The organism is Pseudomonas berkeleyensis (genome assembly GCF_014109765.1).
Taxonomy (GTDB): domain Bacteria; phylum Pseudomonadota; class Gammaproteobacteria; order Pseudomonadales; family Pseudomonadaceae; genus Aquipseudomonas; species Aquipseudomonas berkeleyensis.
Map to the genome: position 1 here is coordinate 1779773 of NZ_CP059139.1, position 14732 is coordinate 1794504.

The 14732-nt window shown below is 62.0% G+C and carries 20 protein-coding genes; 9 read left to right on the plus strand and 11 right to left on the minus strand.

The features are described 5' to 3' along the window. Positions 1-56: 56 nt before the first annotated feature. Both HS968_RS08230 and HS968_RS08235 read right to left on the minus strand, forming a co-directional pair. Positions 57-965, minus strand: a complete 909-nt coding sequence (locus HS968_RS08230) for a universal stress protein (RefSeq protein ID WP_182370923.1) — start codon at positions 963-965, stop codon at positions 57-59. A gap of 70 nt (positions 966-1035) precedes the next feature. Beyond that, positions 1036-1842 (minus strand): tetratricopeptide repeat protein, encoded by an 807-nt coding sequence (locus HS968_RS08235; protein WP_119693675.1) that lies wholly within the window; start codon positions 1840-1842, stop codon positions 1036-1038. A gap of 150 nt (positions 1843-1992) precedes the next feature. Here HS968_RS08235 and HS968_RS08240 point away from each other — a divergent pair, with 150 nt between their 5' ends. The 3 genes from HS968_RS08240 to HS968_RS08250 all read left to right on the plus strand — a co-directional run bounded on the left by HS968_RS08240 (position 1993) and on the right by HS968_RS08250 (position 3280). Then, the gene (locus tag HS968_RS08240; protein WP_179624345.1) at positions 1993-2367 is read left to right on the plus strand and encodes a tetratricopeptide repeat protein; all 375 of its coding nucleotides are present in this window, start codon (positions 1993-1995) and stop codon (positions 2365-2367) included. A gap of 74 nt (positions 2368-2441) precedes the next feature. After that, the gene (locus HS968_RS08245; RefSeq protein ID WP_182370924.1) at positions 2442-2864 is read left to right on the plus strand and encodes a DUF4124 domain-containing protein; all 423 of its coding nucleotides are present in this window, start codon (positions 2442-2444) and stop codon (positions 2862-2864) included. Between the two features lie 59 nt (positions 2865-2923). Beyond that, positions 2924-3280, plus strand: coding sequence for a PilZ domain-containing protein (locus HS968_RS08250; protein ID WP_119693678.1), 357 nt, complete (start codon positions 2924-2926; stop codon positions 3278-3280). Between the two features lie 37 nt (positions 3281-3317). On the opposite strand, the gene HS968_RS08255 is transcribed toward HS968_RS08250, so the two are convergent. Beyond that, positions 3318-4121, minus strand: coding sequence for a SirB1 family protein (locus tag HS968_RS08255; RefSeq protein ID WP_182370925.1), 804 nt, complete (start codon positions 4119-4121; stop codon positions 3318-3320). A gap of 99 nt (positions 4122-4220) precedes the next feature. On the opposite strand from HS968_RS08255, the gene HS968_RS08260 reads away from it, so the two are divergent. Further along, a complete protein-coding gene (locus HS968_RS08260) occupies positions 4221-5243 on the plus strand; it encodes a Leu/Phe/Val dehydrogenase (RefSeq protein ID WP_182370926.1) in 1023 nt (340 codons plus the stop codon). A gap of 11 nt (positions 5244-5254) precedes the next feature. On the opposite strand, the gene HS968_RS08265 is transcribed toward HS968_RS08260, so the two are convergent. Together HS968_RS08265 and HS968_RS08270 are read right to left on the minus strand one after the other, a co-directional pair. Next, positions 5255-6121 carry a DMT family transporter gene (locus tag HS968_RS08265; protein WP_182370927.1) on the minus strand — a complete coding sequence of 289 codons (867 nt, stop codon included), beginning with the start codon at positions 6119-6121 and terminating at the stop codon, positions 5255-5257. 287 nt (positions 6122-6408) lie between these two features. Beyond that, positions 6409-6813, minus strand: coding sequence for a DUF488 domain-containing protein (locus tag HS968_RS08270; protein ID WP_182370928.1), 405 nt, complete (start codon positions 6811-6813; stop codon positions 6409-6411). 83 nt (positions 6814-6896) lie between these two features. Between HS968_RS08270 and HS968_RS08275 the strand changes: the two genes are divergently transcribed. Then, a complete protein-coding gene (locus HS968_RS08275) occupies positions 6897-7133 on the plus strand; it encodes a hypothetical protein (RefSeq protein ID WP_119693683.1) in 237 nt (78 codons plus the stop codon). A gap of 66 nt (positions 7134-7199) precedes the next feature. Here the strand turns inward: HS968_RS08275 and HS968_RS08280 are convergent, their stop codons facing one another. Further along, a complete protein-coding gene (locus tag HS968_RS08280) occupies positions 7200-7463 on the minus strand; it encodes a YebG family protein (protein ID WP_182370929.1) in 264 nt (87 codons plus the stop codon). A 340-nt stretch (positions 7464-7803) separates the two neighbouring features. Here HS968_RS08280 and HS968_RS08285 point away from each other — a divergent pair, with 340 nt between their 5' ends. Together HS968_RS08285 and HS968_RS08290 are read left to right on the plus strand one after the other, a co-directional pair. Then, complete coding sequence (locus tag HS968_RS08285) at positions 7804-8979, plus strand: diguanylate cyclase domain-containing protein (RefSeq protein WP_182370930.1); 1176 nt, start codon at positions 7804-7806, stop codon at positions 8977-8979. Between the two features lie 161 nt (positions 8980-9140). Then, on the plus strand, positions 9141-9635 hold the full coding sequence (locus HS968_RS08290) for a phosphate-starvation-inducible protein PsiE (protein ID WP_119693686.1): 495 nt from the start codon (positions 9141-9143) through the stop codon (positions 9633-9635). 264 nt (positions 9636-9899) lie between these two features. Here the strand turns inward: HS968_RS08290 and HS968_RS08295 are convergent, their stop codons facing one another. The 4 genes from HS968_RS08295 to HS968_RS26505 all read right to left on the minus strand — a co-directional run bounded on the left by HS968_RS08295 (position 9900) and on the right by HS968_RS26505 (position 11909). Continuing rightward, positions 9900-10229 carry a DUF2025 family protein gene (locus HS968_RS08295; RefSeq protein WP_106739490.1) on the minus strand — a complete coding sequence of 110 codons (330 nt, stop codon included), beginning with the start codon at positions 10227-10229 and terminating at the stop codon, positions 9900-9902. A gap of 221 nt (positions 10230-10450) precedes the next feature. Continuing rightward, entirely contained in the window at positions 10451-10870 is a 420-nt protein-coding gene (locus tag HS968_RS08300; RefSeq protein ID WP_119693687.1) for an NUDIX hydrolase, read from the minus strand. Between the two features lie 41 nt (positions 10871-10911). Then, a complete protein-coding gene (locus tag HS968_RS08305) occupies positions 10912-11613 on the minus strand; it encodes a YebC/PmpR family DNA-binding transcriptional regulator (RefSeq protein WP_106739492.1) in 702 nt (233 codons plus the stop codon). Between the two features lie 164 nt (positions 11614-11777). Next, positions 11778-11909, minus strand: a complete 132-nt coding sequence (locus HS968_RS26505) for a hypothetical protein (protein WP_267895730.1) — start codon at positions 11907-11909, stop codon at positions 11778-11780. Positions 11910-12111: 202 nt separating this feature from the next. Between HS968_RS26505 and HS968_RS08310 the strand changes: the two genes are divergently transcribed. Next, positions 12112-12822: an NADPH-dependent F420 reductase gene (locus HS968_RS08310; RefSeq protein WP_182370931.1), complete on the plus strand. Its 711-nt coding sequence runs from the start codon at positions 12112-12114 to the stop codon at positions 12820-12822. A 69-nt stretch (positions 12823-12891) separates the two neighbouring features. Then, a complete protein-coding gene (locus HS968_RS08315; protein WP_182370932.1) occupies positions 12892-13935 on the plus strand; it encodes a DUF1176 domain-containing protein in 1044 nt (347 codons plus the stop codon). Positions 13936-13968: 33 nt separating this feature from the next. Here the strand turns inward: HS968_RS08315 and HS968_RS08320 are convergent, their stop codons facing one another. Further along, complete coding sequence (locus HS968_RS08320; protein ID WP_182370933.1) at positions 13969-14703, minus strand: sulfite exporter TauE/SafE family protein; 735 nt, start codon at positions 14701-14703, stop codon at positions 13969-13971. Positions 14704-14732: the final 29 nt, after the last annotated feature.

Sequence of the window (14732 nt, forward strand, 5' to 3'; positions counted from 1 at the left end):
TGAACTATGCCGGGGAGGCTACTACGGCCTTGCGCTGTAGTCATTGTTCCCGTGCACTACTCTTTGCCGCCCGGTTTGATCACCAGCAGGTCGCACTCGACCCGTTCCAGCACCCGTTCGGCGGTATGGCCGATCAGCAGGTTTTCCAGATGGCCGCGGGCGATGGCGCCCATCACCAGCAGGTCGATATTGTGCTTGCGCACGAAACGCGGGATGACTTCCTCGGCGAAACCCTCCAGCAGATGGGCCTGCGCCTTGTCGATGGCGTGCTGGGCGATCAGCGCGTCGAATGCCTGGCGATGCTCACGCGCAGAGGTGGTCACGTAGTCTTCATACTCCTGCGCTACTTCGGCGTCGAACATCAGCGAGGGGGGTAGTGGCGCCTGTGCATGTAGGTATTCGGCCTGCAGGCCGAGCTGCGCCTGCAGGGCCTGACTGGTGTTAATCAGCAGGTGATCCAGGGCCGCAGGTTTGTCGGCGCTGTGCAGCGGGTCGAGCGCGGCGCACAGGCGCTGGCCGTTCCACTGCGCATCGTGCACCAGCCACACCGGAACCGGGCTGCGACGAATCAGCTGCCAGCTGGTGTCGCTGAGCAACAAGCGACGCAGCGCACTGCTGGGATGGGTCGATTTGAACAGGATGTCCGGCTGCAGAACGGCGGCGCGTGAGAGGATTTCCTCGTGCCGGCGCTTGCCCCAGCGAACGTCCACCGCGATCTTGAGGCCTTCGGCGCCCAGATCCGCGACACGAGCGGTCAGCTCTTCGCGGCGCTGCAACAGCATGGCTTCACGGGCGTGGGTGAGCAGGCGGTTGTCGAGCAGGCCCGCTTCCAGGCTGGGGTGGTAGTCGACCTGCAGCAGATGCAGTTCTGCTCCGGTTTTGCGCGCCAGCGCAGCGGCGCGTTGCAGGGCGGGTTGTTGCTCGTGTTCCGGGTCGATGACGACCAGTAGTCGTTCGAATTTCATGGCAACGGCCTCGTCTGGGAGTCTGTCGATACATTACAGACCAGGCGGCGCGAGTGGGCTTTGATATGCGTCAGCGTATTGCCGGGTTCAGCGCCAGGTCGAGATGGCGGGCGGCCTTGGCGTTGAGTTCGCCATCGGGGAACTGCACGAGCAGGCGACGCAGGTAGGCGATGGCCTTGTCGCGGTTGGCCGCCGGGTTGTCTGGCGCCATGTGCATCAGCGCCAGTTGGTACAGCGCCTTTTCTTTGATGTCGGCCGGTACGTGTGGGTCGGCCAGGCCGAGCATGTAAAGCTGCTCGGCTTCGTCAACGCGGCCCTTGAGCACGGCGCGGCGCGATAGCAGGGTCATGTCCGGGTCGAGGCTGGGTTTGTACAGGTCGAGGTTCTGGCTGGGCTGCCAGTGTGCCAACAGCTCGCGCGAGGTCTTGTGGATCGGCTCGTCGCCGCGTTGGCGGATCGTGGCGATGCGCTCCTCGGCACGACTGGCGGCCTGGCTGGCCGGGAATTCGTTGAGCACCTTGTAGAAGTAGTTGAGCGCCTTGGGATCGTCGCGCTGTTCGTTGAAGCGATTCATGTAGATCAGGCCGATCTGATACAGGGCGATGGCGCGTACTTCGCCGCTCAGCTGGCGGTCGCGGTAGCCATCCAGATACAACGCTTCAGCCTTGTCGCTGTGGGCGTCACGGATGGCCAGGGCGCTGTAGGTCAGCAGATCGCCTTCTTCCTCGATGGCGGCGGTCATGCGCTTGGTCTTCAAGGCCTTGTACTCGACCACTTCGTTGGTAGTGAGTTGGGCGATGAACAGCGGTGTGGTCGGGGCGCAGGCGCTCACCAGGCTGGCAGCGATAACGAGGGGAAGCAGGCGAACGAGCGGCATGCGGGCTCCTTGGCCGGACGGGCCGATGCCGCGCAGTCTAGTCAGCGCCTCGGGCAGCGCCAAGGCGTGGGCAGCAAAACCCATCGGAGGTTTGTCGCTGTTCAGTTTTTCCCTGTGCTGTCGATACACTGCACATCGGAGGAATTGCCCATGCGTACCTTGATCATCCTAGCCGTGGCACTGACAGCCACGGGTTGTACCCGTGTATCGCTCGACCATCACCTGAACAATGCCTATCGCGCCTATGACGAGGGCGATTGCGCACGCGTCGCATTGGAGCTGTCGCAGGCCGAGCGTATGAGCCGCTCGCGAAATTATCTGCAGCCGGAAATTTCCCTGCTGCGTGGCCAGTGCCTGGAACGCGAGAACCTGTTCGTCGATGCGGCGCAGACCTATCAGTTCATCATCGCGCGCTACCCGGCCAGCGAATACGCCTACCGCGCTCGCGCCCGCCTGCAAACGCTGGAGCAACTGGGCCACCACAGCCCGATGCCGGCGGCCAAGGCCAGTCCTGCGGCGTTGTAAACCACCTGTCGTGCATCGTTTCTCCGCGCTGTACGGCGGTATAAGCTGGCGTGTGTCTTTCATGGAGGATGAACATGCGTCGCTTGTTGCTGATCGCCACGTTGTTGCCAGCCTTGGCGACGGCGGAGATTTATCGTTGGACGGATGAGCAGGGGCGGGTGCATTTCGGCCAGCGCCCCGTGGCTGGCGCCGAGCCTGTGGAGGTGAGGCCTCAGGTCGTCGAGCGCGACGAACATACACGCGAGCGTGAGGCACGCACTCAGCGCTTTCACGACGCGCGTCGTGAGGAGCAACAGCAAGCCGCGGCCACTGCAGCGGCGCAACGTGCGGAGCGAGCCTCGGAGTGCCAGGATTTGCGTCGACGTCTGGCGCAGATTCCCGAGGGCTTCAGTTACTACCGTACCGATGCCAATGGCGAGCGGATTTACTACAGTGATGAAGAGACCGACACCGCTCGTCGCCAGTTGCGCGAGCGAATAGCCCAACGCTGTACGTGAAGGTGGTTAAGCGGCCGTAGTAGGGCCATACTCAAGACCCTTTGTAGCGATTTGCCAGCATGCGCAGCCAACGCCGAATCGAACGCCACCAGTTGCCCTACTACCTGAAGGTGTTCAATCGCATCACCGACAAACCGATGGGCTTCATCGGTAATGTCTCGCTGGACGGCCTGATGCTGATCAGTCAGTTGCCGATGCTGGTGGGCGCGCGTTTCGATATGCGCCTGAAGATTCCCGGCCAGCAGGGCATGCATTTCATCGACTTCTCCGCCAATTGCCAGTGGTGCCGTGAAGACGTCACGCCCGGTAGCTACGACTCTGGCTTCGCTTTGCTAGCCCCGCCTGCCGACTACATCGAAATGATCGATGCCCTGCGTTATTACTTCAGCTTCCATGGTCTGCCGGCTTCTGCCTGAGAACCTGATCGTTCGCAGGGGGCGTATGCCGCCACTCTCAGTGCATCGCTGGCGCTCTTGCCAGGTTGCGCAAGCGCTGACTCAACTGCAGGCGTAGGCCTTCTTCTTCACAGAACAGCAGTGCGTGTTCGAGGTCGTAGCGCTCGCCTTGCGGGCAATCGAGCTTTTGGTAGACGTCCGCCCTGGCCAGGTGATCGAGCAGATTCGGTTGGCCGAGTTGCAGGGTGCGTTCGGCGTCCTTGAGCGCTGCCTCGAGGTTGTCCTGTTGCAGGTGAAGCAGGCGCAGGTTGCGCGACAGGCGCTGTAGCATGGTGTGAGCATCGGCCGTTTGCAGATGCACGGCGCTGAGTTCGGCACCCGGGCCCAACTGGCGGTAGAGCTGATCGCGGCAGTCGCGGGTATACAGGCGGCGTCCGCCACAGGGATCGAGCAGATGATCGGCGCCCGGTACACGCAGCATGAAATGCCCGGGGAAGTTCACGCCTTGCAGTGGAATGTCCAGGCGCTGTGCCAGTTCCAGTGCGATCAGGGCCAGGGGCAGCGGCTGGCCACGGCGGTGGCGCAGCACTTCGTGGATCAGTGCATGACGTGGGCGTGTGACGCCTTCATCGTTCTCCTGGAAATCGAGTTCGGCGAGCCGGCGTAGCAGTGGCTGAGCCAGTTCGCGGGCAGGCAGGGCGGGCAACCCGGCACTGACCTGCAGCTGCAGACTGTGCAGATCACTCAGCACATGTGCGGGCTGAAGCTGGTTGTCGTGTTCGGCCGCTATCCACAGTGCCGCCTCTAACAGAGCAGGTGGATCACGTTGCAGGCACTCTAAGCAGGCTTGGCGTGGACTCATCGCATTCTCCGCTGACTTCTGCTTTTGTAGCCGCTGGCGAGGCTGTCGTCCAGCGAGGCTCTCCTATACTGAGCCCAGACGTCCAACCGGGAGCTCAGCATGTTCAGCATGATGGAAGCCGCCCGCCTCGAGGCCCTGCACTTGGCCGAGGATCCGGCCAGCGGTCTCAAGGCCGTTATCGCCATTCACAACACCCGCTTCGGGCCGGCACTTGGCGGTTGCCGTTACCTGGCCTATCCGGATGAACAGAGCGCCATCGCCGATGCCATACGCCTGGCTCAGGGCATGAGTTACAAGGCGGCGCTGGCTGGTATCGATCACGGTGGTGGCAAGGCGGTGATCATCCGGCCTGCGCATGTAAAAAGTCGCGCGGCGCTTTTCGAGGCCTTCGGGCGTTTCATCGAAACCTTGAATGGGCGCTATATCACTGCCGTCGACAGCGGTACCTCCAGTGCCGATATGGACTGCATCGCTCAATACACCAACCATGCAACCAGCACCTTCAGCGAAGGCGACCCGTCACCTCATACCGCGCTGGGGGTATTCGCCGGGATTCGTGCAACGGCACAGGCGCGTCTGGGTAGCGATGATCTGGAAGGGCTGCGCGTTGCCGTGCAGGGGCTGGGCAATGTTGGTTTCGCCTTGGCCGAAGCTCTGCATGCAGCCGGCGCCGAATTGCTGGTCAGTGATCTCGATGCTGGTCGTGTGCAACTGGCCGTCGAGCAATTGGGCGCGCACCCGATTGCCAGTGAGGCCTTGCTCAGCACCCCTTGCGACATTCTTGCCCCCTGCGGCCTTGGTGGTGTGTTGAATGCGCAGACGGTCGCCCATCTGCGTTGTGCGGCGGTGGCGGGCGCTGCCAATAACCAGCTGGCCAGTGCCGGGATTGCCGACCAACTGGAGTCACGCGGCATCCTCTACGCGCCGGATTACGTGCTCAATGCTGGAGGGCTGATCTACGTGGCGTTGCGTCATCGCTGCGAGGAAATCACGGCGATTACCGCCCATCTGGCGCAAATCAGCCGGCGTTTGACCGAGATCTACGCCTATGCCCAGGCTGAAAAACGTTCGCCCGCGCGAGTCGCCGACCATTTGGCCGAGCGACTGCTCTATGGCGCCTAGCGACAGCGCGTTTACGTGGGTTTCGGGGCGAAACGGAAGACCAGTGCCAGACCCAGCAGGATTGCCAGCATGCCGAGTAATGCCGCGGATGACAGCTGATTACCCAGCAGCAGGTAATCGAGCAGTGCGGTAGTCATCGGTACCAGATAGAACAGACTGGTGACATTGACCAGGTTGCCGGTCTGGATCAGCCGGTACAGCAGCAATTGTGCGCCGACCGAGATCACCAGCCCCATCCACACCAGCGGCATGATCAGCCCGAGATCGTATTGCACGTGCCACTCCTGGCTGGGCAGCAGGAGCAGGCTGCCCAGCAGGCAGAGGCCGTACTGCAGAGGCAACGCCTGCATGGGCGTCTGTTGCACGTTTTTCTGAGCGATGCTGCCGCAGGTGATGCCGACCAGGGCGCCGAGGGCATACAGGACACCGGAGGTCGACACCGCGCTTTGCAGCAGGCTGTCGGCGACAATCATCGCCAGACCGGCCAGAGCCGTTAGCAGCCCCAGCAAGCGCAGAGGGGAGGCGCGCCGCTCCAGCAGCATCAGGGTCAGAATGGGTTGCACGCCCAGAACCGTTGCAAGCACACCGGGCGTGATGCCTTCGGCCAGTGCCAGCAGGTAGCAAAAGCTGTAGCCACCGATCATCAGCAGGCCGGCTTTGGCGGTTGGCCAGCGCAAACCGCGCTTGGGCAGCCAGACGCCTGAATATCCTGCGATCAGTCCCAGGGCGGCGAAGGCGAGGGCGAAACGCAGGACGAGGAACGCGAAGGGGGACGCATGATCCAGGCCTATGCGGGCGAAGATTGCCCCGCCAGACCAGAGCAATACGAATAGCGCCGTTGCGCCATGGTGGGACAGAGAAAAAGAATGGAAACGCATGATGGAACACCTGTCGAAAATCCGCATGAGCTCCGCACGCGCACATAAACGCGTCTCGGCAAGGCCGATGGCAAACGGAGCAGGAAGGTGCGGGGCGCGTGCCCGCTTAGACGGAGGCCGGCGGTGGTGGGTAGCCGGCGCGACAGACAGGTGGTGGCGCACAGCCGTCGACAGCAACGCGATAAGCGGCGCTGGCGAAGTCATTGAGGCGATGCGCGAAAAGAATCATCTGAAGAGGTTCGAACTATACGCAGAAGACCGAAGGCTAGCGTGCCGAGTCGACACGGTCAATCGCTGTCGAGTTCACCCTGATAGCACACGGGAGAACTGGGGGAAGACTGCCGTTGCAGCTCGTCTTCGAGAAATTCCGCCAGCACCTGAGCGTTGTTGTGCTGTTCGTCACGTGATGCATAGAGCAGCGTCAGCATGCCTTGAGAGGCCCAGTGCAGCAGTGCTTGCCAGTACTCGGGATGGCCGCTGAGCTCCTGACGATAGGCATCGCGGAAGGTGTCGAAGGCTTCGAGCCGGTGACCGAATGCCTTGCGCAACGAGGTCGAGGGTGCCACATCGGGTAGCCAGTCATGCAGTTCGAGTGCGTTCCTGGCGATGCCGCGTGGCCACAGGCGGTCGACCAGCACGCGGTGTCCATCGCTCGCCTCGGCCTCCAGATAAACCCGTTTGCATCGAATCATGGAACTGACTCCTTGCCCTGCGGCAACGCTGCACTTGGCGGTAAAACCCGGCTGGATTAGCGTACTGCGACAGAGGGATTGCCATGGATTATTTCATTATCGTCGTTACCACCGCTGCTGGCCTGTATTTCCACTGGTGGCTGTTTCGCCGTATCCGTCAGTGGAGCGACCGCGATCTGGCATTGTCTCTGGCAGAGGGCGATGCTGGTAAGCGTCAGTACATGCTGGAGCAATTGGCTCGCGCGCAAAGCGAAGGGGTCAGGCGGCGTGATCTGCCCAACTGGCTGGAGCAGGCAGCAGCGCAATATCGAGCGTCGTGACAGGCGGGAAGGGGACAGGAGAGAAGCTGCGCCACCCCGACGAGGCAGCGCGGCAAGAGGGATGGCTTACTCGCTGGCAGCGTTCTCTTCCAGCTCGTCGAGTGCATCGGGCTGGCTCTTGAAGGCCTTGGCGAAGATTTCGCGGTTCTTGGCCATGAAGATGCCAAGCTCTTCGCCTTGTTCTTCGCTGAGAGAGGGAACCGCCTTGTGCAGCACTTCGCTCAGGCGCTCGGCCAACTCCAGCATCTTGTCGTAACGGTCGGCTTCGGCTTTATCCATAAACAAGCGCTCCGGATCGCGGCTGCTGCGGTACACCACTTCGACGGCCATTCATCACCTCGTCTGCCTTCATGCGTATTGGTTTAACTGGGTTTTTGTACAGTGTTTGGCAGGATAAATGACTCGCTGCCGTTTGGCCAGTATTGCACTCGATGGCCTCTAGTTTTCAGCGTGTAAGGCCTGGGACGATGGTGGCAGTTTCTTCTGCTCTCGAACACCATCGCCTCGCTTGAAAATACGATTCATGTACATGTCTTGTATATGGTTGAGCCGCTGCCGTACTTATTTCAGCAGTTTTCGGTGCGGCGCTTGTGCTGTTCGCCAGCGCAGCCCTATAGTCCTTGTAAGCGCCCTGCGAAAACCTCTGTATTGCCTATGGCTTGAGGTCTCCATGTTTAAAACGATTGGTCGTGTCGAGCGTAAGCTGGTGGCACTGGTGGCGCTTTTCTACCTGAGTTTGATGTTGTTGATCGGGGCTATCTGGGGAAGTCAGGTCAGTCTCTCGAGTGGGCAGTCTGTACAGGATTTGTATCGATCTCTCTATCGCCTGTCGACGTTGCTCTCCACTTTGCAAGATGCCGAGATTGGTCAGCGTGGCTATTTGTTGACTGGCAATCAGCAGTACCTGGTGCCTTACGAACAGGCCATCGGTCGATTGGACGAGCAGCTGCACGAGATGCTGGAAAATCCGACTCTGCAGGTCTATGCGGTCGATCTGAAAGTCATCGCACAGCTCAGCGAGCTCAAGCGTGACGAGCTGGCGCAGACCATCATCCTGCGTAGGGAGCAAGGCCAGGTCGAGGCGTTGCGTGTTCTGGCTGCCAATGACGGCAAGTTGTACATGGATGAGATGCGTCAGCGCATCGGTAATGTCGAGCGTGGCGTGGCTCTCTCGCTTCGAGAGCAGAAAGCCGATCTCGAGTGGCGCTCGGGGCTGGCACTCTGGGGGGGCGGTGGTGGGGCACTGTTGATGGTGGCGCTGCTGACCTTACTGTTCAGCGATCTACGTCGCGACCTGCGTGAGCGTGCCGAATTGCTCGAGCGATTGTCTTTCGAATCGCAGCACGACAGCCTGACTCATCTGCCCAATCGCCGTGCATTCAACGAGGCACTGGATCAGGCGCTGGCTTTGGCCCGGCGCGGCGAGCGTCACGTAGCCCTGTTGTACCTCGATCTGGATGGCTTCAAGCCGATCAATGACCAGCTCGGCCATGCCGCAGGCGATGCGACGCTCAAAGCGGTTGTCGCGCGTTGGCGAGACGTGATTCGTGAGGGCGAGGTGTTGGCGCGTCTCGGGGGCGATGAGTTCGCCGTGATCGCGGCTGGTGATGCCGCGGCAGTCGAGCGCCTGGCGCAGCGTCTGATCGACGCACTGGATGGCCCGCTGCTGGAGCAACATGCAGTCATGCGTGTCGGGGTGAGTGTCGGTCTGGCGCGCTATGCCGAACACGGCGAGGATCGTCGTCGCCTGATTGCGGCTGCCGATACGGCCATGTATCGCGCTAAGGAGGCCGGTAAACATTGCTATGCCTGGCCTGAGGCGACAGGCCGTGGTGTAGGTGGCTAGATAACCCAGGTCGCTCTCGACACTGTCTTCCTGTCGCCTGTGTCTTTTCGTCACATCCCCGCATCATCCTGAGGCTGGTCTTTTTCCTGCATGATCTTCGCTGGCGAACGCCTATCCTGGGCGTTCGAGCCGTCATGCTGGTTTCGGGAGAGAAGTACGCAATGAATTGGGTGGAGCGCCTGCGCACGAGCATGCATGGTCTGGCCGAGTCCCTGGGCAATCTGCTGATGGAGGCTTTCCATTATCTGGCCTTGTTTGCCATCGGTGCGATCACGGCCTGGGCAGGGGTGATGGCCTTTCTCGGCATGCTGGAAAAGGGACATATCACGGTCGATGACATCCTGCTGCTGTTCATCTACCTGGAGTTGGCGGCGATGGTGGGGATCTATTTCAAGACCAACCACATGCCGATCCGCTTCATGATCTACGTGGCGATCACCGCGCTGACTCGTTTGCTGATTTCCGATATTTCCCACACGCACAAGCCGAGCTGGGGCGTGGTGATGGTGTCGGGGGCGATCCTCTTGCTGGCCCTCGCGATTCTGGTGGTGCGCTATGCATCGTCGCGGTTCCCGGCCGTGGCTGGGCCCAACCCGCGTGGCAAGGCGCGCAATCGCGAGGATGCCGAGTCCGAGCGCGACGATACGTCTGACTGAACGCTCTGGTGTTGCCAGGAGCCTGGTACGCATGGACAGCGGATGGGGAGCGCCCTTTATTGCAAGTCGATCTGGCGGATGGCCTTGTGACTGAAAAATGCGCCCCAGGTGCTGTCCGAACCAGGCGAGTGAATCGTTATCCGCTCACCTAGTAGCCCGCTGCCAACAAGGCGACTCTTACTCTCAAGCGAACCTGTCCTGCTGCTGTTATCCAGATTCCCCAGTTGAGCGTACGGCGCATCTCAGGCACATGGTTGGGGTTACTCAGGCCGGTGCCAGGCGGCGGCGTTCGGCGCGGATTTCCGGTAGGTCGTTGCGGCGCAGATAAACCCGCAGAGGCTCGCTGAGATTGACTCGGTCGTCGATGCGTTGTTCCTGCAGCCAGGCCAGGCGCTGGCGATCCAGGCGCATCAGCTCGCCTTCGTCGGCGTGCCAGACATACTCGCAGGTGGGGGTGATGGTCTCGGCCGGTACGTCGAGGCCGAAACTGTCCTCGGAGAAACGCAGCAGGTAGTGGCCGGTCTTGGCGTTGTAGCCGACGAAACCCTGCAACTGGTCGGCGGCCTGGCAGATCTGGGCGGATGTGATACTCATGGCAAACCTCGATTCCGATGGGGTTTGCAGGCAAGGCGAATGGTTCTGTTTATCGGCGCAGCCTAACCGCTGGTGCTGTCGCCTGCGTTGTCATGGATCAAAAAATCGCCGTGAGCGATTTTTGACGTTGGCTCCGCCGACGGCCCGCAAGGGTGGCCGCCAAGGATGGCGGGCCACAAAAAAACGCCGGGAGCAGTTTTTGACATTGCTGCGCGATGGCCCTATGAGGTCGCCGCCAGGGATTGAAGCCGTGCCAGAGCCGGCAACACCTGTTCGCGCAGTAGCGGCGCCAGGTCATCGGGGAGGGGCTGAGTGGTGTCGAGCCAGCGCAGCTCTTCCAGTTCGGCCGCGGGCTGAACGGCATGGGGCAGGGCGGCGCGAAAGATGTCCGCCTGCAGCCAGGTGTCGGCCTCGTTGGCGGCGGGGGCCTGGAACTGGCCGACAGCTTGCAGCGCGTCAGCCTCCAGTCTCAGTTCAAGCTCTTCGAACAGCTCACGTTCGAGCGCGCTCAGCGCATCTTCACCCGCCTCGCGCTTGCCGCCAGGGAGCATGAAGAAACGGGTATTGCGCTTGCGCACCAGCAACAGGCGGCCCTGTTCGTCGAACAGGCAGGCGGCGGCGATATGCAGAGTGGTTTTCATAAGGGAAACGCTGGGCGCCCGCTCAGGGCGCCCTACGATCATCAGCCGGCCAGGCCGACGTAGACGTTCTGCACATCATCGTGGCCATCGATGGCCTCGAGGAAGGCTTCGACTTCTTCCATCTGCTCTGGCGTCAGGTTGGTCACCGGGTTCTTCGGGCGGTAGCCGAGCTTGGCCGAGTTGACGGTGAAACCCTGCTCCGGCAGCGCCTTGCACACCGCATCGAGGTCGGTCGGCTCGGTGATGAACAGGGTCGCGCCCTCGTCATCGGGTACGAAATCCTGTGCGCCGGCTTCGATGGCCGCCAGCTCCGGGTCAGCGCCATCATCGCTGCTGGCTTCGATCAGGCCTACGTGGTCGAAGTCCCAGCTGACCGAGCCGGAGGCACCGAGTTGGCCCTTGCGGAACAGTACGCGAATCTCGGCGACGGTACGGTTGACGTTGTCGGTCAGGCACTCGACGATCAGCGGCACCTGGTGCGGGGCGAAGCCTTCGTACTGGGTGCGTTCGTAGTTGATCACTTCACCGGACAGACCAGCGCCTTTCTTGATGGCGCGCTCCAGGGTGTCCTTGGGCATCGAGGCTTTCTTGGCCTGATGCACGGCCAGGCGCAGCTTGGGGTTCATGTCCGGGTCGGCGCCGTTACGCGCAGCGAGCATGATTTCCTTCACCAGCTTGCCGAAGATCTTGCCTCGGGCGTTAGCGGCGGCTTCTTTGGGTTTGGCTTTCCATTGGGCGCCCATCTGGGGTCTCCTGGCCGATAGGTGAGACGGCGTCAACGCGGGTCATGGCGTGACGATCGATAGGCTGCGGATTCTAGTGCCTTGCGCGGCCGACGGCACCTGCAATTTCGGCCGACGGTGATACAGAACCCGGCGCAGTGGGCCCGCGCCGGATGAGGGGACGGTCAGGCGTGGGTCGAGTGGCTACCCAGCAAGGTCTGACCCTGTTTCTTCGTGCGCTTGGCTTCGCGTTTTTCGTGCGCGGTTTTCTGCGGCTTCTTCTTGCTTTCCTTGTGTGAATCCTGGCTCTTGCTCATGGTGGTGACTCCGGGAAATGGATCATTGACTGGACATATACGTACTGGTCACTACCACCTCCTCGCCCTCTGGGCCGTCTGCAAAGCGCATTCACTGTATGAAGCATAGTCACTGGCACGTAACAGGTTGTAGCGAATCATCGTCCGACCTTTGTACCGGCTTACCTATGCTTGCCTTTTTGCTGCGAGTCGGGAGGTCATCATGTTTCGTCTATTTCATCGCCTGAGTATCGTCCTGTTATCTGCAGGGTTGATGCTGGGCGGCGGTTCGGCTCTGGCTCAGGAGAATGCGCTGCGCATCGGCATCATCGGTACCGGCAATATCGGCAGCCCGCTGGCGCGGTTGTGGGTGGAGGCCGGGCATGAGGTGATGATGTCTTCGCGTCACCCTGAGCGTTTGCAGGCGTTGGCCGATGAGTTGGGCGAGCGTGCGACTGTGGGCACGCCTCGCGAAGCCGCGGCCTTCGGTGACGTGATTCTGCTGGCGGTGCCCTACGGCGCCACGCCGCAGGTAGGGCGCGATTACGCGTCGGAGCTGGCGGGCAAGGTCGTGCTGGACGCCGGCAATCCGCGCCCTGGACGCGATGGGCCGATGGCCGAGGAGGCTGTGGCGATGGGCGCCGGCTTGGCCTCGCAGAAATTCCTGCCGGGCGTACGCCTGGTGCGTGCCTTCAACGCCATCGCCGCCTACAACCTGCGCAGCCAGGCACATCGCGACGGCGAAAAGCTCGCCATCCCCCTGGCGGCCGATGATCAGGCCGCGCTCGAGGTAGCCGCACGCCTGGTGACGGACGCCGGTTTCGATCCGGTGGTGGTCGGGCCGCTGGCCAGCGCCAAGTCCTTCGATTTCAACAGCGGGGTCTCGGCGCGCATGCCGACGGCCAGGGAGTTGCGCGAACTGCTGAACCTCTGATGGCGCTTGCCTGGCTGATCCGAGCGACGCAACATGGCGGCCCTGCGCATTCGCCAAAAGGAGTTGCCCATGTCGCGTTGGACGCTGATCGCCGGGTTGATGCTGGCCACGGGGATGACCCAGGCGGCGCCCGAGCAGGTGCCGCTGTACCGGGAAATCAAGGATTGGGTGGTCGCCTGTGACAACCTGCGCGGTTGTCAGGCGCTGAGCGCTCCCGAAAGTTTCAATTACAACCCGCTGGGCCTTCACCTGCAGCGTGATGCTGGCGCGCAGGCGCCTCTGAGGCTCTACCTGCGTGATACCGAGCAGCGTGAGTTTTCCCCCTTGCTGCTCGATGGCAAACCCTTGGCGAATGCCGCTGCGCTGCAGCAGGTGAATCGTGACGGCGAAGCATTGCTGATGGCCGAGGGCGCCGGCGCTCAGGCGTTACTGACCGAGTTGCGCAATGGTGGGCAATTGCGCATGGACGTGAAGGGCGAGGACGAAGCGCAGGTGTCGCTCAGCGGGCTTTCCGCCGCGTTGCTGTTGATGGATGCCGTACAGGGCCGTGTGGAGACTCGCAGCGCCTTGTATCGCCCAGGTACCCGTGCTGACAGCGAGGTACCGGATGCGCCGCAGGCGCCGCGTCTACGTGCCTACCCCGGTGCCACGCCGCTTGGCGAAGACGAAAGCCGAGCCATCGCCGAGGCGGTGATGGCGCAGACGCGCAGCCAGTGGATCGAGGAGGACATGGGCAGCGAGCCCGAAGCCGAGGCCTTCGCGCTCAGCGACCACGAAGCGCTGGTCATCATTCGCACCTGGTGCGCGGCTTACAACTGCGATTTCGCCGTCTTTCGCGTCAACCGCCAGCCACCTTACGCGGAGCAGGATCTTCAGCTCGATCCAATACCGCTGGAGCATGGCGGAGACCTTTCTGGCTGGGTCAGCTTCGAGCCGAGGACCGGTGAGCTGGCCTATCTGTACAAGGGGCGGGGGATTGCCGATTGCGGTGAGGCGGGTAGTTGGCGTTTCGATGGCACGCGTTTTCAACTGGCCTCGTTCAGCTTCATGGGCCGGTGTGCGGGAGGCAACCCCGGCGATTGGCCTGAACTGTGGCGCACAGCCGAACCTTGATCGAGAGCGGTGCGCGCGGCGCACCCTACTGGTTTAGAGGTACCGCCAGATCAGTTGTATGCCGGCCAGCAGAATGCCCAGCCGCGCGATGCGGTAGAACCACAGGTGGTTGACCCGTGATTGCAGCCACAGGCCGCTCCATACGCCCAGCGGCACGATGGGCGCGAGCATCAGGCTCAGCAGCAGGTTTTCCTGGGTGAACTGGCCCAGCGCGGCATAGGGGAACAGCTTCGCCGCGTTGGTCAGCAGGAAGAACAGGTTGATGGTGGCAACGAAACGCACCTTCTCCAACTGCTGCGGCAACAGGTGCATCATCACCGGCGGGCCACCGGCATGGGCGACGAAACTGGTGAAGCCGGCCAGGCTCGACAGCAGCGTGCCGCGGCCTTTGTGCAGCGGGCGCGGCGGCTGGTTGCCGAGCACCAGGCCGAGCCCGACGAAGAGGATGGCGATGGTGCCGATCAGCAGGCCGATGGCACGCTCGTCGAAGAAACCGAAGGTCAGCGAACCGATGACGATGCCGATCACGGCGCCCGGCAGCATGACCTTGAGGTTGGCCGTGTCCCACTTGCCCCAATAGGCCTTCAGCCCCACCACGTCAGCCAGGCAGAGAATCGGCAGCATGACCGCCACCGCCTGTTTCGGTGAGGTCGCCAGTGCCAGCAGGGGTACGGCGATACCGCCCAATGCCCCGCCGAAGCCACCTTTGGACAACCCGGTGAGAAAGATCGCCGGCAGGGCGAAGAGCAGAAAGTCATGCAGGGTCATGGGGCGTTACGAGCGAGAGGGAGAGCGCA